This is a genomic window from Bacillus sp. BC05(2025) (genome assembly GCF_056725905.1).
In genome coordinates this window covers 53,248-74,663 of sequence record NZ_JBWYRA010000005.1, presented here as the reverse complement: position 1 = coordinate 74,663, position 21,416 = coordinate 53,248, and the positions used below count along the sequence as shown (strand labels likewise).

Here is a 21,416-nt window from a genome sequence, read left to right as displayed (position 1 = left end):
AATTTATTCATTCAAAAGACACTTTAAACAAAGAAATTAAAAATCCCTTTGGGAATATTTAATAAAATAACATTTAAATTAATTATTAACTTCTCAGCTTATGGCCCACTAATAGTAGATGAAGGATACTCTTTTTTTACATTACTCAATTAAATCACGTGCCATTTCTTACAATCCCAAAGGGATGTAACTGAAACATGATTTTGATCTGAAAATTGATCCACAAGAAGAACTATTTGAGATTGTGGTTACAAAGCTTCTAAGTCAATTGCTTGATACATCAATTCATTAAAATCATTTCTCAAATTCCGATCCGTATCTACAAGCTTTATTTCTGCTGGAGCAAGAAAATGAACAATAAATTTAGCATACTCTGCTGTAATCCCTAACAAAAAAACATTTTCTTTAATAATCATTTTTCTTAGTTGTATAGTCAACTAACAGTAGAGAGTTATTTTGTTCTGGCAATTTACATATGAGAATTAATCCTAGAATTTTTTGTTCAAACCCCACAATATTAGTTGCAGCTTGTTGTACTTATGAGCTAAATCTTTTTATTTGTACAACATGCTTAAACAATTGATAAACTTTATTAATTCATTCCATAAATAAGATATCCTTTTATCTAAATACCATTTGAAGAAAACATAATAGTCCCTGATAATTCTATCTCAAAAACAAATTTCATTTACTAATGGTTCAACAAACATTACATACTTACCAACCATAACAGAATGTAATAAGGTTTCATCCCTATTTATTCTTAATCTTCTCAGTAAACAATAAGCACATTCCTTTCTATGAATATATATATAAATACCATTCATCAAAGTTTATTATGGCTATAAAAACAAGATTATTTATCATTTAAAATTAACAGAATGTCTACAATCTCTCACTTAAACACAAGATAAACTACTATTTTAAGGGCTAATAACCTTTTAATAACTTCTCACTATAGAGATATTTGAACCCTAGTAAAATTCCGCACCACTAAAAATAAATTACCACTTTGTCTATTTCGATTAGTAATTTTCAACATATCCTATCTTGAGAAGTAGCAAAGAGGTATTTTTTATCCCTTTTCTACTTTTTTAATTTATTTGAGGAGGAAGATATAAATGCCAGAACGTCATGAAGATGAAATCCGTGAATTGTTACACGCATTTCAATTAGTAGGGGTAAGAGTAGTATTATTTTTACCATCGTTTCATGTAGAAGGTCTTATCACTCGAATTGGAGAAAACTTTGTTACCCTTCGCCGTGGTAACGGAGAAGGTGTCGAAGTCGAAAGTAATGCGAATGGTGGGGACCTTGAAAATCCAAACCAAATTAGTGTTAAAATTAGTTCAATTTTATCAGTTAGTGATGACCAAGGAGCTTAATATTAATAAAGCAAAAAATGCAATGGGGTTATAAATACCCATTGCATTTTTTGAATCTTATTTTATAATATATCAATTATATAGAAAATAGCTTTGGCTTGTTTATTATTCTTTTTATTATCCCCCCTTTACATAATCTGCTTAATATATAATACAACTTTCCATAGGAATTATTTGGATATTTCAGTTTTATTCAAATCAAAAAATATTAAACAATCTAAAATGTCCCCCAAAAACAAGATTATTTATCATTTAAAATTAGCAGAATGTCTACAATCTCTCACTTAAACTCAGGATCAACTACTATTTTAAGGGCTAATGACCTCTTAATAACTTCTCACTATAGAGATATTTGAACCCTAGTAAAATTCCGCACCATTAAAAATAAATTACCACTTTGTCTATTTCGATTAGTAATTTTCAACATATCCTATCTTGAGAAGTAGCAAAGAGGTATTTTTTTATCCCTTTTCTACTTTTTTAATTTATTTGAGGAGGAAGATATAAATGCCAGAACGTCATGAAGATGAAATCCGTGAATTGTTACACGCATTTCAATTAGTAGGGGTAAGAGTAGTATTATTTTTACCATCGTTTCATGTAGAAGGTCTTATCACTCGAATTGGAGAAAACTTTGTTACTCTTCGCCGTGGTAACGGAGAAGGTGTCGAAGTCGAAAGTAATGCAAATGGTGGAGACCTTGAAAATCCAAACCAAATTAGTGTTAAAATTAGTTCAATTTTATCAGTTAGTGATGACCAAGGGGAATAATCAATAAAACCCAAAAATGCAATGGGCTTGTAAATACCCATTGCATTTTTTAAATCTTATTTTATAAAATGTCATTTATATAGAAAATAACTTTGGCTTGTTTATTATTCTTTTTATTATCACCCTTTTACATAATCTGTTTACTATATAATACAACCCTTTATAGGAGGTGTTTAGATGTGTCATTTATGTTCAAATCAAAAAAATATTGAACAACCTAGGTTTAAACTGTTTAATATAAATCCGATTCCTTTTTATACTCCGCCTCATTCACAAAAAGGTTCCACAATTTCGTCAGAACCTGCAGATACTCCTCTACGTTCACATCAAAATCCTACGATTTCGTCAGAAACAACAGATATTCCACCACGTTCACATCAAAATCCTACGATTTCATCAGAACCTGCAGATACTCCTCCACGTTCACATCAAAATCCTACGATTTCATCAGAACCTGCAGATACTCCTCCACGTTCACATCAAAATCCTACGATTTCATCAGAACCTGCAGATACTCCTTCACGTTCACATCAAAATCCTACGATTTCGTCAGAACCTGCAGATACTTCGCTACGTTCACAACAAAACTCTACTGTTTCATTAAAACCACCGAATACTCCATCATATTTACAAAAAACCTCAACAGTTTTATTAAATTTACCACCCTCACTTGTTCCGCAAGGAGATTCAAAAAGGTTCAAAATAAAACCAAATAACTCACAATCGATTTCTAAATATCAAATAAACTCGTCTAAAGATATCAAAGATATTACAAATGAAACCCGAAAACTTTTACTTGATTATCAATTAATCCATTTACCCATCATAATATTTTTAGAACAAATTCATATTAAAGGTTTTATAATGAATATTGGTAAAGAATCAATTACTATTACTGGGCCAAATCTACAAATAAAGGATAATTCAACTAATAAGATTATAAAATCTTCAAATAAAATCACTATTAAAATTAAATCAATTCAAGCAATTAGTAATGCGAAAAACTTCCTTATAAAAAATAATGCAGATCAAACAAATTAAAACAAGACCTCTTCGGATAGTTAAAAGTACAATAGATAGACTCTTATATTACAACACATAAGAGTCTATTTCACTGTTATTATGAACAATTAGTTATATATAATTCTTTCATATTAAATAGGAGCTATTTTTATTATTCCGGGAAAATGAAGTTAGAGTTTCCTTCACTATTATCGGAATCCTCTTGCGGGAACGTAATAGTAGAACCTTTATTCCCTTTATTTATTTCTTGTTCCTCAGGAAATACAATAGAAGAATCATTACCTAAGTTTGGTGAAAAACCAAGTTTAGATAAAATAGCTTTTAAGTCAGGTAAAACACCAATTTTATCAGAGATTGGATCGTTAGATTTCGTTCCAGTACTAGGATTACTTAAAATGTCCCTAAGCTGGCTTGGCGTATATACTTTTCCCTGATTATTTTTTGCAATTCCTTGAATTGATGCAGCAGCACCAGCAATAATAGGCGATGCACTAGATGTTCCAGCAAAACTAGATGTATATAGATTTGTTATAAATTCACTTGGTTTAGCATCTGTAGTATCTACTGCATTCCCCCATCCATACACATCCACTCTACTACCGTAATTAGAGAAATATGAACGTTTATGAGGAACCCTTGCAGAAGCTGCCCCAACCATAATTGCCCCTGAATCTTTAAAATCAGGACTATTACGATTTAAAACTTGTTTACCAGTACGGTCTCTAAATTGATCCAAATCATTTCCACCGTTTGCACCTGCTTCAATAATAATAATTCCTTTATTTGCTCCCAGACGAATTGCATCAAATATATCCGGTTTTACTTCTACAGGAAGATAGTTCTTATCTCCATATCCATCATAAGTAGCCTGGGCTTCTAATAAAAGGATATCTCCAGCTTGCATATTGTTAACTGCACTTAAGATAGCATCAGCTGTATTATAATTTCCGTTATCCCTAATCTGAGATACAACCCTTACCTTAGCTTTAGGTGCGATCCCAATTCCACCTATGTTATTATCCTCTGCCGAAACAATTCCTAAGACTGATGTACCATGATCATGGTGCTCGCTTTTATTCTGTCCAGATATCAATTCAATCTTTTGATTCACTAAATCCTCATGACTAAATAACCACCCATACTCCATATCTACGAAAGTAGTCCCTTTTCCATCCCCACCTTTTATGCTCCAGGCATAAGGTGCATTAATTCCTAATGGTGCTGGTTCAAGGTAACCTTGTCTTGTAAGTCTAGGCTCATCATATGGATTAACAGATAAATTTGGTAAACGCTCTTCTGGTGGCGCCTCTTCTTCCTGTAAATACGCCGTTTCAACAAGAGATGATTTCTCAATTTTTGTAAGTAATGCTTGTACATCAATATCATCTTGAGTTTCTACAATATAGTAGTTTAGCAAATTAGAAGAAATATGATTGGAATCTTTTATTTCTTTACCTAGATTTTTAATTTCTTTAGGATTTAAAGAATTAAAAAGTCGATTTATAGTTACATTTGGATATTCAGCTAAAATTCCAATGAATTCAGGATCCTGTTTTTCTTCTTTAATGAATTTTTCTATTCCATCCTGATATGGTAAATTCGCTTCATTTTTAAATTTTAAAATTAATTGTTTAGTAGCTTGCTTATGTACAGTAGAATTCAATTGCTTATTTGAATAATTGTAAGTAGCTGCGTAGGCAACTTCTGATTTTTCACTTGGAAGTATACCGCCTACTCCATTAAATGCTGTTAATGCAATTGAAGAAACTAGAATTCCCTTAAAAATTTTCAAAACGTGCACCTCTTTTTATCAATATATAATTATAAAAAAATGTATATTACCTAACTTCTTTTTATCAAAACGTTTTATATGTCGGACTGCATTTTCAACTCCATTCATTCTTTAATATTTGTTTAAACGTCATTAATACAACTAATTCATACCAACAATTTCATTCAGTTACTTTACTGTAACCAGTATAGTTACACCTTAAAAAATAGTCAACCTTAAATGCAATTTTGCATGTAAAATCATACATACTTCTTTTAACTTGCCCCCAATTATTTCAATAGAAGTTGAGCTTCTATCATTTTGAGTAATTGCATATATGTAATATAAAACATATAAGGAGGTTAAAATGTGGTAATCTCAAGACAAGATTCCTGGACTGATGATAACGATTTACTTCTCGCATCAACAGTACTTCAGAATATTCGTAACGGTGGAACACAATTAGCTGCATTCAAAGAAGTAGCAAAACTACTAGCTAGAACACCCGCAGCTTGTGGATTTCGTTGGAATTCATATGTGAGAAAACAATATCAAGAAGAAATACAACAAGCAAAACAAGAGCGAAAAGCGGGAAACAACATTCCCTTATCTCCACCAGAAAAAGAAAAAAACTCCTTGCCTATTACATTAGATGACATTATTCTCTTTTTACAAAATTATAAAGATGTGAATGAATTGACAAAGTTACAAAATCAAATTGAAGATTTAAAAGCTGAGAATCAATCTCTTCTACAACGTTTAACTATGTATGAAGAAGAATATCGTATGTTACTGAACCATATTGATAAGACAAGAAATTTAATTGCAGTGGATTCAACAGCATAACCATATTGATTCTCTAATAGGACCTTCGCCCTCCAAAATCAACATTGATATAGAAGATTCAGGCTCTTATAATTGTATATAAGTAAAATACACATACATAATGTATGTGTATTTTTAATTTGACTATTATTAAAAGAAATATTTAGTCTATGTTACATCTTTTCTAATATTTCTTGTCTTTCACACCATTTTGTTAGCTTTTCTAATGCTTTTTTAGATAAACGTTTTGTTTTATAATTACAGAACCTAGATAATGTAGACGGAGAAATACTGATTTCATCTGCTATTTCACGAATACTTACCTTTTTTTCATTGTGTACTTTCAGTATTTGGTCACGGATCTTTTTCTCTATTTGTTCCACTGATTCTACAGTCTTCTTTATCTCTTTAACAACTGTTACTTCAGGTAATTGTTCTTGAGGTTCTTCTATAATCTTTTTTCCAATTACCCTATCCATTGATTGCAGCATTTCCTCAGGTGGTAAAATCGTGATTCCTAAGTTAGTGTAATAATTTTTAAACCAATTACGTTTCCCAATTTGTTGTTCATCAAGTGGATCACTATACTCCCAATGAGAGATTACTTTTTCATTTTCTAAATCCATTAAAACATTTTCTAACTGTTCTCTAATACGATTTGGTTTCCAATCTTTTGGGATATCCATTACCGCAAGCAGCCCTTTGTCCCCACCTATAGAATATGGCTTTTTCAATGATGAATACATTTGTCTAATTCTCCATTGCCATGTTAAGTATCGAATTAACCTTTTATGATATTTATGTCTATAGCTATTGTATTCAAGTGCTTTTTTAGACAATAATGCTGTTGTATTATTTGATCCGTATAAATAATTGGTTAAAAAACTGCCTGGCTTAATACGACAAGATTCAATGCCCATATATTCATTTGTCACACTATGTCTCCATAATACAACCGAATCTAATACAAATAATCGCTTAACAACCTCACGCTTTAATTCTAGTCGTTCCCCTTCATCTTCACGATCATTTAATACTACGACTTCATTATCATCATTTAAATAGATAAAAATACTTGCTAAAGCCGCAATTCTTTTTGCTATTTTAATTTTATCTTCCGCTCTATAGTATTCCTTATTTTTTACTACTGTTTTTGGAATGTTGCACATCTCTAAAACTTGCTCATAAGAAAAATCAATGAATTCGTCTGGAGATTTTGCTTCGTTTATCCATTGTATTGTAATTGCATCTAAACAATCTGCCGTTAAATCATCCATATTACTCATTACATCATCGACAAGAGTATTCCATCGAGCAGCTTCTTCTATATTAGTAAGTCTTAAATCTTCATCTTTGTGTGAAGAAAGCTGAGCTACACCATTAGAAGATTTTGTTTCAATAGGATATTGTAAAACCTTACTTAATTCATCTTCTTCAAATTGATTTTTTGCAATCCCATCTCTTAACTTATAATAAACAGCAGAGTTATTTACCTCATAATAATCCTCATGGTTTACTATACTTGTCTCTTCGATATTTTGATCATTTTCTAATATTATGGAGCTTGAAGGTGCTACATTTTGGAATTCTTTGTCTATAAATCCTTCAATTTCTTTATATATTTCTTCCTTATAGGAATCAATTTTGGCATAAATTTGTACTAATGTGGTACCGGATTCTTGTTTTTTTTCTAGCCAAGACACTAATGCAGTAAATGATGGGGAAGCATGAGGTGAGGTTAATACTTTATTATTATTGTTTTCAACATCTTTAAAATATGCATTCCACTTATTCCATACTAGCTCATTGGTCTTATAAATTGGCTCAGAGATTAACAAGGCATCTCGAAACATTTGTAATAAGTTATCCACTTTATATTCCTCCCTAAACCATGGATTACAACAAAGTAGTTTACATTATAAGATTTCTCACTACTATTATATTTAATTTATTGTAACAGATATTTACAAGATTTTGCGTCTTTCTTTCCTTAACTCCTCAACTTGCAACGATTTGCTCTTTCTCTTACCTCTTTCTTTCAACTTGCACACTTTTTGCGCTTTGCTTTCCTTAACTTTTTAACTTGCAACAATTTGCTCTTTCTCTTACCTCTTTCTACTTCCTACATTTCTTTTGCGCCTTACTTTCCTTAACTTTTTAACTCGCAACAATTTGCTCTTTCCCCCACCTATTTCTTTCAACTTGCACACTCTTTGCGCTTTGCTTTCCTTAACTCTCTAACTTGCAACACATTTGCCCTTTCTCTTACCTATCTCTCCTTACTTACATTCCTTTTGCGCTGTGCTTCCCTTATATTTCTCAACTTGCAACAATTTGCTCTTTCCCCTACCTATTTCTTTCAACTTGCACACTCTTTGCGCTTTGCTTTCCTTAACTCTCTAACTTGCAACACATTTGCCCTTTCTCTTACCTCTTTCTACTTCCTACATTTCTTTTGCGCCTTGCTTTCCTTAACTCTCTAACTTGCAACAGGTTTCTCTTTCTCTTACCTCTTTCTACTTCCTACATTTCTTTTGCGCCTTGCTTTCCTTAACTCTCTAACTTGCAACAGGTTTCTCTTTCTCTTACCTCTTTCTACTTCCTACATTTCTTTTGCGCCTTGCTTTCCTTAACTCTCTAACTTGCAACAGGTTGCTCTTTCTCTTACCTCTTTCTACTTCCTACATTTCTTTTGCGCCTTGCTTTCCTTAACTCTCTAACTTGCAACACTGTTGCTCTTTCCCTTACCTCTTTCTACTTACTTACATTCCTTTACGCTTTGTTTGCCCTATATTTCTCAACTTGCAACACGTTTGCGGTATCCTCTCCCTATTTCTTTCAACTTGCAACAGTATAATTTATTTCTCAACCAAATAATTTTAAAAAAATCATGTCATTTTAAAGTTTTTAAGCTATTTATCTCATATTTTTAATAAGTTACATACATAATATGCAACATGTTTGCGGTATCCTTTCCCTAACTTTTCTACTATTTTCACTCTAATGCTTTATATACCAAGGGTTTAGGTACTTTTTCACATACTTTTATACATATCACACAACTTGCAACACGTTTGCGGTATGTATGCCCTTATTTTTCTCACAAGATGCAACACTGTTTGCGGTGTCCTTTCCCTACTTTCAATCTATAAATACCAACAAAGCCTTTTATATCAATGATATTCATTGTAACTCATTTTTAATGATTGCGTTCACAAACTTGCAACACATTTGCGGTATCCTCTCCCTAACTTCCCTCTCATTTTCACTCTAATCCTTTATATAACAAGGGTTTAGGTACTTTTCCACTTACTTTTATACATATCACACAACTTGCAACACGTTTGCGGTATCCTTAACACAAAAAAAAATCATGAAATTCTCTTATCCCTTGATACAACTAGCTTCATAAGCTGTTGCAAGTTGCTAATTTTCTTCTTAAAGGAGCACGTTTCAGCAATTTTCATTTTGCTATAATCAAAATTGGTATATTTTATAGTATTTTGACATATATTTCTGAATTTGTAGAACGGAGGTGAAAAAGATGGGGAAATCATTTGTGATACGTAATCAACGTAGCTTAAATGGGAAAACAACAAACGCAGTTTTAGTAACACTAAAATCTTGGCAAAAGTTTGTGGAAACATTTGAGGAGAAATACTACAGCTATAAAGATACATATTTAGAAGATATTCTGCAGCACATGACATACGAAGAGCGTATTGCGGATGTAGAAGGTTTTGTCGAAAAAGCCAAACCATCTTTTTCACGTCGGGCAATGTCTACACTTGCAGAAAAGGCAGGACGAAAACATAAATTATACGGTATTACGAATGCAGATCTTGAAGTATTCTTGTACCTACATAAAAAATGCTATACAAATGGCGTCATTCCAAATGTAACAATACATATGATGTGGGAAGATTACAAGCAATATAAAGAAGAATTTGCTTATATCCAACACTCTCAATTCTATATCGCATTAAAGAAATTAAACTTACATAACATTATCTCCATTGAAAATGGAGTAGATGGCCGTTATACAATCAAACTCACTCATTTTATGAATGAGGAAACAGAAAAAGCAAATCCATACGTATATATTAGTCCTGTTGTATTTACAAAGGCTTTCTTTAAGCTCTCTGTAGCAGCTAAGAAACTATTCTTAGACATCGCGATGCAACAACATACAGAAACAACTTTAAAACGTTCTTTGGACAAGCAGGATGAAAGAGGCAACAAAACTCACTTTGGTGGGATGTATCGTTTCTTGCATAAAAAATATCCGCACCAAATTCATGCAGTTATCGAAGAATTAACAACTGCATTACCATGTACGGGGAATCCCCTATTCAAAATTTGTAAAATGCAAAAAGGTGTAAAGCATACAAAACGATATACAACCTTATATCTATCTATCCATTCGGACTTCTTATGTACGAAAGAAGCTGGTGAAGAACAACACAGGGATCCATTTACACCAAGAGCTACCTATGCCCGTAAAGCGAAGTTCATCGAGTCAGTCCTACAAGAAATGAACATCGGTGAACTGTCTTCAGACATGAATAAATTCATTCATGTCTTAAAGCATACTTGTCATCGTCAAATTCGCAGTGTCCTTCGTGGGCTTCGTGACATGGTTGATCGAAAAGAAGGATATCCAACGAAAATTGTATATACATTGAAAAAACTATTGCATCAAACATCTCAATATCAAATTCTTGATACTGCGGCGAAAGAAGGCATCTACCCTCTAATTGCGCAGCACATACCAAAAGAGAGAAATAGTGACCGTGAGCAAGCTGTCTTTAATTTTGGTCTACATTATTCTATGTACTCTCTTCATAACATTAAAAAGATGTTTAAAAATGTACATGCACTACTAAAGCAGAAGTTTGCGGTACCAGTGACGGAAGAATCTTATCACCGTAATTATCTAAAATACCAGGAAGAAACATTATTTAGAAAATATGCATATGATCAGGGTGTGAATCTCCATGCATATATCGCTTTAGAAATTGAAATGCGTGAAAAACTAAAAGTTCGTGGTCATAAAGAACGTACGATTCCAAGTGATGTGCGTGAATGGTTTATCGAAGCTATTGATAAGCTGCCACAAGAAAAACTCCGTGTTATTGAGCTACCAAAGCAGTTTAATTTACTAGAGTTTATGCGTACCTTCGAACGTTTAGTACGTTCTGGTGTAACAATAACAGATCCGGATCAGGTGCTAACCGAAATGGAAATAAAATAAAAAGCTACAAGCTCTCTATTTTTGAAAAAATCAAAAGTGGAGGGCTATTCGTGTTTGTTTCATTAATACCCCTTTTCCACTTCTCTATTTATACATACCAAATCAGAAAGACCTCATGTAAAATGAAGTCTTTTTTTATGCATTTCTATACAAGTTCTCTTCTTTCTGTCCATAACTCTCCACATAATACTAATGGGTATTCTTCTTCTGTAATAAAACCTATCCTATTATACCTACAAAAAATCAGAAGGATATTTATAAAAACAGTGGATATGAGGACAATTATGATTAAATGTGAATAATATTTTCTCAATACCCTTGATAATACTAGTGTCGTTTATTTCATCTAATAAAAATCATCAATAATAATGTGAGTTATGTGTGAATACTGAGTTATGTTAAAAAACAGCTACATTTTCTGAACAAAATGTGGATAATTGAACGTTAGATACTTCCTTATTTACCAAGCTAAGGAAAATAAATCCTATTTCCATAGTTGAATAAATATAAAGTAATTTGTATTAATTTCTTTCCGATTTCATGTAGAAATATATGATTTTCTTTCTGCTTTTTTGTAGAATTGAAAGTCTGATAATTATTGAATCTATGAATACATTTTTTACTATTTATGATTTTTTAGGTTCTAATATCAAATTTTCCCTTGTGGGAGTAGATCTTTCCCCCATTTTTGATGTCCTATAATAGTTTTATCTTTATTTCTTTTTAATATATAAGATATATATTTATAATAGATTTTATTATTACTAGTATGATTGTTAATAAGATGTCAGACTTAATTGAAAATATTTGTAAATTTAGTTATAATCAAGGTAATTAAAGATATCATTACCCTCATACAAAAGGACAAACCTACGTATCCCTACCAGGGCGAGGTTTGTCCTTTTTTTTATTTTAGTAAACTATTATCATTAGGAGGATTAAATATGGCTGTACTAAAAGATATGACTTATATCGAAACGAATACATATAACGGGATTAGATTTTTCAAAGGGATATTTTGGGGAATAGTCTTTGTAGTTCCTTTTTAGAGTATTATGATAGCTTTATTCATTTGGCTTTGTAAATAATAATCAATATATCAAAAAGCAACTATGCGTAGCAAAAAAAGAAAGTAGGTCTTTCCCCTACTTTCCGTTATAATACACCCAAAGAAATTAGGTGATTATAATGAAGGTGACAATTAGTTTAGAAAAAATCTTAGAAGCCTTTTCTGCTTTTTGAATGAAGACAAAGAGATTAACTGAAAGACAGGCTAAATATCGACCTCTAATCATGTATAGAAACGCTTGTATAATCAATTTAATAGTAAACTATGGTTTATCCTTGAAAGAGCTTGTATCGCTTAATATGAGCCATATACGGTTTGCTAGAAATACCTTCGTGGTATCTGAAGAAAATGGATTAACTAAGTCTGTCTCCTTAACTAAAGAAAATACACACCATCTTTACAAATATTATACGACTATTCCGGAACCAGTAAGATCTTGACAACACACAGATAATCCCCTATTTGTGGCATTTCATTTTAATCGAGGTACGTTTCGTTGGGTGTACGAAACGGATGCCCCTAAAGTGCGGGGCTATACAATAAGTCCTAAATTGAAGACAACAAAAAAGGCTTCTCAAGTCGATTAAAAATGTACATAGCAAAATAAGCTAATAATACCCCTATATGTTTCATAATTGAGGTTACTATAGCAATATATTTTCTGATTTTTAAAACTTATTCACAAAAAATATTACTATTTATTATTTTTTATATTTAAAAAGTTGTAATTCAGGAATCTAAGTTGATTGAGATAATTATGATTTTTAATATGTTAGGGATGGGAAAAAGCGTATTTTGACTAGGGATCAAAATACGCTTTTTTATTCATTTATTTATTTTGTAAAAGGTGTATAGGTTTAGCTGATAATGATTGTTTTGCTGCTATCCACACCACAATGATTGTTGTTATAACAGATAAAAGTATGCCTAAAATAGACCAAGTCATATCTATTTTCATCGGCATTTGGAACAAGAAGCGCAAAATGATACCTGAAAAGGCTAATGCAATTCCAGCACCAACTAATCCAGCTGATAGGGAGATAATCATATTTTCTAATAAAATGGATTTCATCAAATTACTAGAAGACATACCAACTGTTTTCATAATAGCAACATCCCGTGTCTGTTGCATTAAGCGAATGACAACTTGATTTCCAATTGTGAGAACAGCCGTTAAAAATGCGAACAGTGCTACAATTGAGAAGAATGCACTTTGCATTTGAATAATATACTGAAGACTATCGATTGCTGTAGCAGAAATGGAATATGCCATTGCTGAACTAGGAAGTTTTTCATTTAACTTTGTTAATATAGCATTTGTTTTTTGTGGATCACTATCTAAAGAATAAGTAATTCGGCTGGGTTTCCCATATGTAGCTAATGTTTCAGTTGGGATACGGATGCCAACTGTTTTCACTACACCAGATTTAAAGAAACCTATAATTTCGCAGTTTACTAATTCATTTCCAATTTGAATATCAACTGTATCACCAATTTTCATACCTAATTTCTTATAGCTGTCCAAAAGAACTGCTTTTTTCCCCTTTGCATCCGATAGAGATAAATCACGTCCTTCGGAAATCGTATAAGCTCTAGAATTAAGGGTTGTATCCACTCCCTCTATAGAAATTTTAGTTGAACTAAAAAATTTATCATTTTTTGCATTCTTCGTAAATATAGATGCGGCTTCTACCCCGTTAATATTTTGGAGTCTTCCATCTAATTGATATCCTTTTTTCCATCCTTTTATGTCCTTAATAGAGTTTAGTTGTTTTTCAACTTTCTCTTCATCATGAATGGAACTGGTAATAAGAAGATTTCCCATTGCTTCTTTTTCCAATTGGCCTTGAACTGATTCAATTAAATTGTCTGCAAATACATGGCTAGAGACAACAGAAACAACACCAATAGTTAAAGTAACTGCCAATAAACCACTTCGTTTACTTGTAGTAGCCATGTTGTGTAAAGCAAGGAATAGAGTTTGTGGCATTATGTTTTTCATAGCACCAATTAATTTAAATAATAAAGAATATATAAATCCTATAAAACGGATAAAAGCAAAAATAAATAATAGAACTGCATTTGTAAGTAAAAAAGCAAGAAACCACTTAAAGATGGCATTGCCATTTGTATTTGTTGTAAAAGCTATATTATAAACATAAATAGAAAGAATCCCACAAATAAATATAAAAAGTTGAAATTTCTTTTTAAATGGTAAAGTATAATTCACACTTGTATTCTCAGTATCACGTAACATTTGAAGTGGTGATACACGCATGCCACTTTTTACAGGTATCCAAGAAGCTACGAAGGTTACAATTAATCCCACAATAATGGTTGTGAAAATTACAGACCATGAAATTCCCCAATGTAGAGGTAGTGAAAGCACGTCTGCTAGATATGAAGTTAGCCAAACGCTAGCTAATAAGCCAAGTACAATCCCACCAACTGTTCCGAGAATCGCTAACCAAAATGCTTCTAATAGAAAATATCGAATAATATATTTAGTTTTCATTCCTACTGACTTCATAACAGCGATATCATGCGTGCGTGAAGCAATAATGACTTTCATTGTGTTAGAAGTAGTAATAGCAGCAATTCCAAGGGCTAATACGCTGAACAGTTGAAGAAATGGTAACAACATCCGTAAATCTTTTTGTCTCTCTAGTTCTTTATCCTGAACATCTATTACGCTACTTTGTGGTAATTGTTTTTGGATATTCTTTTTAAAAGAAGTAGTATTAACATTCTCATTTAATAAGATTAATGCTTCATTAATTGTACCTGTAGGTACATTTAAGAGTTGCTGTACTTGATCTAAATGTAAATAGGCAGTTCCAAAAATCGAAGCATCGCCATAGGATTCTTGGACACCCTCTACTAAACCACTGATTTTATATGAGGACATGGCCCCAGTAGAACGATTCGGAATCTCTACTCGATCTCCTATTTTAACTTGCAAACGATCAGCTGTATTTTTGGAGAGTAGAAGTTCATCTTTATGTAAAGTGCGAATCTTAGGAAACAGATTATCACCAAAGAAAGGATAGTGATTCGTTTCAATTCCTTTTACGATTAAGCTTGTTGTTTTTTGATCAGATTTGACCATACTTTGACCTAATAAAGAAGTTGTGAGCGCTTTCTGTTCTTCTTTAGGTATGGAAGAAATAAGAGTTTCACGATCCATCGGTTTTAAATAGGATTGGACTGACACATCTCCTCCTAAAAGGATTTTAGAAGATTCGTGAATAGATCGAGGAACTAGCTCTACCAACATGGACATAGAAAAGAAACTAGCTACCCCTATTAAAATACTGAACACTGTAAAAAAAGTTCTTAAACGATTACGCGCTAAACTACGTAGTGCAGATTTTAGTAGCATGATGTTATGCCACCTTCTTGTTTACTAGATTTTGTATGGTTGTTAAGAGTTTCTTGAACTAGGAGACCATCTTCCATTTTTAAAACACGATCTGAAAGTTTTGCCACATGCGTATCATGTGTAGCGATAATAAATGTCATATGGAGTTGATCACGTAGCTGAAAAATCAAGTCTAAAATATTTTTTCCTGTTTTTGAATCTAAGTTCCCGGTTGGTTCATCAGCAATGACAATGGTTGGATTATTTACTAATGCACGAGCAATTGCTACACGCTGCTGTTGTCCCCCGGATAGCTGGCTTGGTAAATGATGATATCGCTCTTCCATCCCAACAAGGTCCAACATTTCCCTAGACTTTGTTATCATTTCTTTTTGGCTTTTTACTCCAGCGCACATAAGCGCCATCATAACATTTTCTTGAGCGGTCATTGTTGTAACTAAATTATACGATTGAAAAACAAAACCGATTTTTTTTGCACGGAAATCAGCTAGCTTTTCTTCTGACATGGAGGTAATATCTTGTTGTTCAATAATAATACGTCCTTCGGTAGGTGTATCCAATGATCCCAGTATTCCAAGTAGTGTGGATTTTCCACTGCCACTAGGACCAATAATACTAACAACCTCTCCAGAATAAAATTGAGTACTAAGCCCTTTTAAAATTTGGATTGTTCCTGCCTCGGTTTCATAAGCTTTCTTTATTTTTTCTACTTGAAGGATTACTTGTTTGTTTAGCATCCTTTTCCCTCCCAGCCCTTTTAAATTTTAATGCGAAGACAATTATAGTCCTAATTAAAACTACAATTATTACAATAATGGCACCTTTTGCATTTCCCCACGTGAACGAGTCTAGCGATGTGAATAAGTAGATAGTATATCGAAGAATGAACCAGATAGCCGTGATGACTGAACAAAAATATATGCTAGCATATGTAAGAAATGCAAATTTATAGTGCTTGTTCATCTTTTTAATTGTATCATTAAATTGTTCTCTATAATTAGATTTTAAAAAAAGGTATCCTAGTAAACCACTTTTTACTAGTTGAAAAGTTCTAGTATGCAAGTTTGCAATTCCTAGAGCATCAGTAAGAACCCAAAATCCATCGTATTGTAAAAATGGATATAAATTATATAAAACGGTAATAAGTATGAATTGATTTGCTATAAAAAATTCCTGATATCCCGAAATAAAATAAAGTAACTCAAAAAATATAAATATCCATAACTCAAAATAAATACCACCAAGGTCAATAACTACTCTCTGTCCTCTAGGTAATCGCCAAGTATCACTTAAATCAACAAATAAAACAGGTCGCATCATATACAGACCAAATCCCACATCTCTCGGCTGTATTTTATATCGATAAGCAGCAACTATATGACCAAATTCATGAATAATTAAAGAAAATAATAGTAGTAAAATTGCAATAGAAAATTTATAAATGGACCCAAACGTAGTTGCTATATTTTCTGTGTTTGTCTGAAAAAAATAATGAATTAGGCTTATAGTGAAGCAAATACTGAATAAAAATAATACTCCCCAAGAGTAAAGAAATTCGAAATACTTGGATACTTTTTTTAAGTGCGAGGCGTGAAATACTGCTATTCTAAATGTAATTGCAGAGTGATGAGACGCCTTTTTTTCAGAACCAACTAAAACTCCTTTTGGTAATAGATGTTCATTTATAAGTTCTGTTAATTCCTTTATGGTAATATTGCCATCGTGGTTCTCCTGTACCATTTTACATATATCTTCTATGGATGTAGTTCCATCCATATAATTAAATAAGTTCCTGAGTGATTCAGTGACTTTTAACTGTAATCCATTATTAAATTTTATTAAATAACGCGGTCCCTCCTCCCAAACATCCATATTATAAACTTTATATGGAATTAGCTTGGGGGAGGAATTTTGTGAGACTGTCAAATTAAACACATCCTTTAAGAGAAAGTAACCCCACAATGGCGAAGGTATTTGTGGAGTTAAATCTTTTTATTTAATTAGTTCTAAAAAGGCAGTTTCATTTTTCTTAATATAAGTCGATATGGTTTGATGTGAATAATTACAGTAAGGTTTATTAATGGCACCATTTCGCATTAAATTAGCATAAGCACATCCTCCACCACAAAATAGAGAGATACTACAACTACTACACTGTTCTGAATCAGTGATATCTTGATCCCAAATAGCATGCTTAGTAGCATCTAAATTGTATTTAGGAAAAAAGGAACCTACTGCAGTTTCTGGCTTACCTACGGCCTCTGGACAAGCGTATATTAATCCTTCTGCCCCAAATGCATAGAAACGATGTTCTCGCGCACTACATTCTTTAAAATAAGGTAAGCTATGCATGACAGGAGAGCAGGAATCAAGTTCGCTTACCTTCTCCCAGTCAAAAGTGCGTATGGCTTGACGGATTCTAGAAGTACGAATGTTAAGGTCTGTACCCAGTTTTGCGTTAAATTTATCCATGAATTCTTCTAAATCTCCAAAAATATTATAAATTTCAGCTAGTAATTCATGCTCTGGAAGATGATTTGGTAGATTATCTCCGTAATGATCGGTAACAGGAGATACCTGCCAGCCAAAATTAGGATAAGTATTCCAATGTTGATTTTCTATAAAGGTAGCTAATTCCTTTACATATGCAAGATTATCTTTATTCACATTTGTGCGTAATCCTACTGCGAAACCACGCTCTAATGCCAGTGAAATATTAGCGGCAATTCGATCGAATGTTCCTGTACCACCAGCTGTAATACGTCGTTGATCATGAATATGTTTCGGTCCATCAATGGAAATTTGGAAATAATCCCAATTCTCTTTGTAAGGCTCTAGAAAATCTAAAAATTCATGTAAGAATGTCCCATTTGTGATGGCGTACATACGAAATCCATATTCTTCTACTCCACGTTTAACAACCTGTTCGACTGTCTTACGAGTTGTTGGAAGTAATGGTTCACCACCATATAGCATCATGCGGTGGGTTGCATTCTTAAATCGACCGCGCTCATTCTCCATAGATAAAATGTTATTAACTGCTTGGAACATTTTATCTATTTCATCAGGCGTTAAAGCATGTGAAATTTTATGTATTTCATGACCTTGATAACAATAAGGACATCTAAGATTACACATATATGTTGTGCATACGTTGAATGTAACACCGGAATTACTATGGGCTAAAGATTGAGTCATCCGATCGCGAATAATAGTAAGTTTATTTAATTCTTCATCACGGTCCTTAAAAAGATAACCACGTTTTGTTAAAAACGAGAGAAGTTCTTCTAATTCAGGATAAAGAGTTAATTTTTTATTACGTTTAATATCATCTAACACTTTCTTTATGTCTGTGTTAATTATATCGAGTGCGCCACTTAGTGAATTGATTAGAACATAATTCCCATCAGATAATTTATATGTTGAATTATAGGTACTTGCTATCATAGCTTAGTTCCTCTCCTTATATCAAAATCTCTTTTTTTATGCTATTTAAATATTCGAAAACCTGTTTATCCGTTTGTGGACAGTTTGGTTGATTCAAATTCCCATGAACTATAAGGGCTTCAGCAGCACATCCTCCTCCACATATAGGAGATGAGGCACAGGATTTACATTGTGGAATGGTAAGAGAATTGAATTGTTTCCACTTTTCCCATTTCCAGTCTTGACGAGAAAATTTAGGGAAATAATCTCCAATTTTGAATTCAGATCGACCGACTAAATCAGGACAAGCATATATATGGTTGTCAGGTCCGAACACTACCCGTTTACCTTCAGCTGATTCACAATAGACTATATTAGGAACAACCATTTCAATTTTATTTTTTAATTCCGAATCTAACTGCATAATAGGTTTAAAGAAACGAAACATATCAGCCCCGACGTTAAGGGATTTCTGTTTTTCTAATTTTTCAAAGTTAGGAATATCTCTTTGTAGTTTTTTTACAATTTCATAACCTTTCATTAGGTCTTCTCCTAAGCCCTTACATGTATGATCTGTGACTGGTGAAAAAGAAATTGAAAAATTCTCATTTTCAAATAACTTGTTTTTTTGGTAATAGTCTACAAGGAGTGGGACATAATCAATATTCGTTTGGTCTATATTGACTCTTACAATGGTACGAATACCATGATTAAGTGAATCACAAATACCTTTTTGAATTTGATCAAATGTACCTTGACCTCCTGTCATTATACGTCGTTGATCATGAATATTCTTTGGTCCATCAACTGTAACCATAATATTCATTCGATCACGATAGTTTTGGAAAATCTCTACAAAAGAGGAAAGGTGATAGCCATTTGTATTGCAGCCAATTTTGAAGTTACGATTAACAGCCTCTTCACAAATTTGTTTGACTATATTTTTTGTAAATGGAAGAAGTGGTTCGCCCCCAAAAAGGTTAATCATCCCAATTTCGTAACCACTTTCTCTATGAAATATGTCTATAGCATGCATAATTGCTTGAAGTTGTTCTTCGGTTAAGGTTGTTATTTTTTCATGAAGGCTATGGCTTTCAAAACAATATGGGCAACGAAAATTACATGTATATGTAGGACAAATAACATACTGCATTTCATTTCCGGCATCTACAATGTTTTTTGCTTGCCATAATCTATGCTCTTGGTCTTTAGCATTCTTAAATATGTATCCTCTATCAATTAAGATGTTAGTAGCATGCTTCTCTTCTTCAGATAAACATTCATAATCCGTATATATTAATTTATCAATTAAATCAATTAAGTCATGAGAGAAAAAATCCACTGCACCAGTTAAAGTATTAATCATTAGAACTTCTTCTTTTAACGGATAGCGTAAATGATACTTGTTGATAATCATCAAATCACCCTTGTATACATATTTTCTGTTCTTGCTATGCAAGAACAGAAAATATTGAATTTAGTACCCAAAATTATTAAATAATATAAGTATTAAATACGTTTATTATTGTAAGTATAGATTAGACTTGGAAGCAGCAATTAAAGCAGCAATTATCACAACAAATTGAACAGTTAAAACATGCCATTTCATCTCGATTTTCAAGTGTTTCCATTTGGTCAGCTAATTTTGTCCAAAGCTGATCGTTTTCATTAACCGAACGAATTTTAAAAGACTTATTTTCCATTTTCAAATCCCCCTCTTTTATAATTTCTATGTTTTCATATAAAATAAAATGAAAATGAGTTCTGATATAAAATAAATTGATATCCATTGAAAATTATTTTGCTATACCAGAAGTTTTCCATTATTTGGAGCCGGCTCAATAATTATAATAAATGGAATCATATGTAAATATCAACTCTAAAAATTCGAATATTTCGTGACAGACTTTCTAAATATTTTAATATAGAAATGATGTTATAACCCTTATGTTAACAGTATTGAGGAACGACATTACATACGTTTTTGGGTATTAATTTATGTTGTAATTTAGGATTGTCTAATAGATACACTCTCATATTTTTTACATTTATACCAATTCATTGGTTGATATTATTCTCTTAAAGGCTTTTTGGCTCAGGAAATTGATATGGTGATTTTATAAATGAACAAATTTCTTTTCCTATTCATTCTTTTTTCTGTAGTTTATTAAAAAAAAGACATTGAACCAATTGGTTCAATGTCTTTTCGCCTCTTACATATTTGTACATTCAAAATACAATTTTTCCGGTTTTCCATACATGTTAATTTCATCTCGATATACAACAGCCAATTGTTGAGGCATCTCAATGTTTTCCATATAAGATAATGAATCAGCTGCCTCTATTTTTTCTTTAATTTCATTAGGAATAACTGTGTAAGATAAACTCCGCATCTTACTGCCTAACTTAGTATCGGTAGCAGTTTCATAATAAATTTCGGTAATTAAGACCTCATTATCATCTGGATTATACATATATCCTCGGTTAACTGTAATCATATTATAGTGCTC

At 32.3% G+C, this 21,416-nt stretch carries 14 protein-coding genes and 2 pseudogenes; 6 read left to right on the top strand and 10 right to left on the bottom strand.

Going from position 1 to position 21,416, the window contains the following annotated elements; all coding sequences use genetic code 11:
• Nucleotides 1-144 precede the first annotated feature (144 nt).
• Nucleotides 145-665: pseudogene (locus ACZ76X_RS17830) on the bottom strand (DUF2935 domain-containing protein); the annotation flags it as partial.
• Between the two features lie 456 nt (nt 666-1,121).
• Between ACZ76X_RS17830 and ACZ76X_RS17825 the strand changes: the two are divergent.
• The 3 genes from ACZ76X_RS17825 to ACZ76X_RS17815 all read left to right on the top strand — a co-directional run bounded on the left by ACZ76X_RS17825 (nt 1,122) and on the right by ACZ76X_RS17815 (nt 3,197).
• The gene (locus ACZ76X_RS17825; RefSeq protein ID WP_479851233.1) at nt 1,122-1,385 is read left to right on the top strand and encodes a hypothetical protein; all 264 of its coding nucleotides are present in this window, start codon (nt 1,122-1,124) and stop codon (nt 1,383-1,385) included.
• Nucleotides 1,386-1,892: 507 nt separating this feature from the next.
• Nucleotides 1,893-2,156 (top strand): hypothetical protein, encoded by a 264-nt coding sequence (locus ACZ76X_RS17820; protein ID WP_076775769.1) that lies wholly within the window; start codon nt 1,893-1,895, stop codon nt 2,154-2,156.
• A gap of 177 nt (nt 2,157-2,333) precedes the next feature.
• Nucleotides 2,334-3,197 carry a hypothetical protein gene (locus ACZ76X_RS17815; protein ID WP_479851232.1) on the top strand — a complete coding sequence of 288 codons (864 nt, stop codon included), beginning with the start codon at nt 2,334-2,336 and terminating at the stop codon, nt 3,195-3,197.
• Nucleotides 3,198-3,330: 133 nt separating this feature from the next.
• On the opposite strand, the gene ACZ76X_RS17810 is transcribed toward ACZ76X_RS17815, so the two are convergent.
• Nucleotides 3,331-4,971 (bottom strand): S8 family peptidase, encoded by a 1,641-nt coding sequence (locus tag ACZ76X_RS17810; protein ID WP_479851231.1) that lies wholly within the window; start codon nt 4,969-4,971, stop codon nt 3,331-3,333.
• Between the two features lie 348 nt (nt 4,972-5,319).
• Here ACZ76X_RS17810 and ACZ76X_RS17805 point away from each other — a divergent pair, with 348 nt between their 5' ends.
• Entirely contained in the window at nt 5,320-5,796 is a 477-nt protein-coding gene (locus ACZ76X_RS17805) for an RsfA family transcriptional regulator (RefSeq protein ID WP_479851230.1), read from the top strand.
• A gap of 152 nt (nt 5,797-5,948) precedes the next feature.
• Here ACZ76X_RS17805 and ACZ76X_RS17800 read toward each other — a convergent pair whose 3' ends face one another.
• Nucleotides 5,949-7,646, bottom strand: a complete 1,698-nt coding sequence (locus ACZ76X_RS17800) for a helix-turn-helix domain-containing protein (protein WP_479851229.1) — start codon at nt 7,644-7,646, stop codon at nt 5,949-5,951.
• A 1,673-nt stretch (nt 7,647-9,319) separates the two neighbouring features.
• Between ACZ76X_RS17800 and ACZ76X_RS17795 the strand changes: the two genes are divergently transcribed.
• Complete coding sequence (locus ACZ76X_RS17795; RefSeq protein WP_479851228.1) at nt 9,320-11,029, top strand: hypothetical protein; 1,710 nt, start codon at nt 9,320-9,322, stop codon at nt 11,027-11,029.
• Nucleotides 11,030-12,271: 1,242 nt separating this feature from the next.
• Nucleotides 12,272-12,622 (top strand): annotated as a pseudogene (locus ACZ76X_RS17790) (integrase); the annotation flags it as partial.
• Nucleotides 12,623-12,927: 305 nt separating this feature from the next.
• On the opposite strand, the gene ACZ76X_RS17785 reads toward ACZ76X_RS17790, so the two are convergent.
• From ACZ76X_RS17785 to ACZ76X_RS17755, 7 genes are all read right to left on the bottom strand, one after another.
• Nucleotides 12,928-15,480 carry an ABC transporter permease gene (locus ACZ76X_RS17785; RefSeq protein ID WP_479851227.1) on the bottom strand — a complete coding sequence of 851 codons (2,553 nt, stop codon included), beginning with the start codon at nt 15,478-15,480 and terminating at the stop codon, nt 12,928-12,930.
• The gene (locus tag ACZ76X_RS17780) at nt 15,471-16,217 is read right to left on the bottom strand and encodes an ABC transporter ATP-binding protein (protein ID WP_479851226.1); all 747 of its coding nucleotides are present in this window, start codon (nt 16,215-16,217) and stop codon (nt 15,471-15,473) included. Before ACZ76X_RS17780 ends, ACZ76X_RS17785 begins: the two co-directional genes overlap by 10 nt.
• Nucleotides 16,165-17,406, bottom strand: coding sequence for a zinc metalloprotease (locus ACZ76X_RS17775; RefSeq protein ID WP_479851225.1), 1,242 nt, complete (start codon nt 17,404-17,406; stop codon nt 16,165-16,167). Before ACZ76X_RS17775 ends, ACZ76X_RS17780 begins: the two co-directional genes overlap by 53 nt.
• A 66-nt stretch (nt 17,407-17,472) precedes the next feature.
• A complete protein-coding gene (locus ACZ76X_RS17770; RefSeq protein WP_479851224.1) occupies nt 17,473-18,927 on the bottom strand; it encodes a radical SAM protein in 1,455 nt (484 codons plus the stop codon).
• Nucleotides 18,928-18,943: 16 nt separating this feature from the next.
• Nucleotides 18,944-20,323 (bottom strand): radical SAM protein, encoded by a 1,380-nt coding sequence (locus tag ACZ76X_RS17765; RefSeq protein ID WP_479851223.1) that lies wholly within the window; start codon nt 20,321-20,323, stop codon nt 18,944-18,946.
• 121 nt (nt 20,324-20,444) lie between these two features.
• Nucleotides 20,445-20,609 carry a hypothetical protein gene (locus tag ACZ76X_RS17760; RefSeq protein WP_000428865.1) on the bottom strand — a complete coding sequence of 55 codons (165 nt, stop codon included), beginning with the start codon at nt 20,607-20,609 and terminating at the stop codon, nt 20,445-20,447.
• Nucleotides 20,610-21,119: 510 nt separating this feature from the next.
• Entirely contained in the window at nt 21,120-21,404 is a 285-nt protein-coding gene (locus tag ACZ76X_RS17755; RefSeq protein ID WP_479851222.1) for a hypothetical protein, read from the bottom strand.
• Between the last annotated feature and the right edge of the window lie 12 nt (nt 21,405-21,416).

Bases quoted from the DNA above. Each gene is read 5' to 3' on its own strand.
- ACZ76X_RS17825 (WP_479851233.1), top strand. From the start codon at position 1,122: ATGCCAGAACGTCATGAAGATGAAATCCGTGAATTGTTACACGCATTT.
- ACZ76X_RS17820 (WP_076775769.1), top strand. From the start codon at position 1,893: ATGCCAGAACGTCATGAAGATGAAATCCGTGAATTGTTACACGCATTT.
- ACZ76X_RS17815 (WP_479851232.1), top strand. From the start codon at position 2,334: ATGTGTCATTTATGTTCAAATCAAAAAAATATTGAACAACCTAGGTTT.
- ACZ76X_RS17795 (WP_479851228.1), top strand. From the start codon at position 9,320: ATGGGGAAATCATTTGTGATACGTAATCAACGTAGCTTAAATGGGAAA.
- ACZ76X_RS17785 (WP_479851227.1), bottom strand. From the start codon at position 15,480: ATGCTACTAAAATCTGCACTACGTAGTTTAGCGCGTAATCGTTTAAGA.
- ACZ76X_RS17780 (WP_479851226.1), bottom strand. From the start codon at position 16,217: ATGCTAAACAAACAAGTAATCCTTCAAGTAGAAAAAATAAAGAAAGCT.
- ACZ76X_RS17770 (WP_479851224.1), bottom strand. From the start codon at position 18,927: ATGATAGCAAGTACCTATAATTCAACATATAAATTATCTGATGGGAAT.
- ACZ76X_RS17765 (WP_479851223.1), bottom strand. From the start codon at position 20,323: ATGATTATCAACAAGTATCATTTACGCTATCCGTTAAAAGAAGAAGTT.
- ACZ76X_RS17760 (WP_000428865.1), bottom strand. From the start codon at position 20,609: ATGGAAAATAAGTCTTTTAAAATTCGTTCGGTTAATGAAAACGATCAG.
- ACZ76X_RS17755 (WP_479851222.1), bottom strand. From the start codon at position 21,404: ATGATTACAGTTAACCGAGGATATATGTATAATCCAGATGATAATGAG.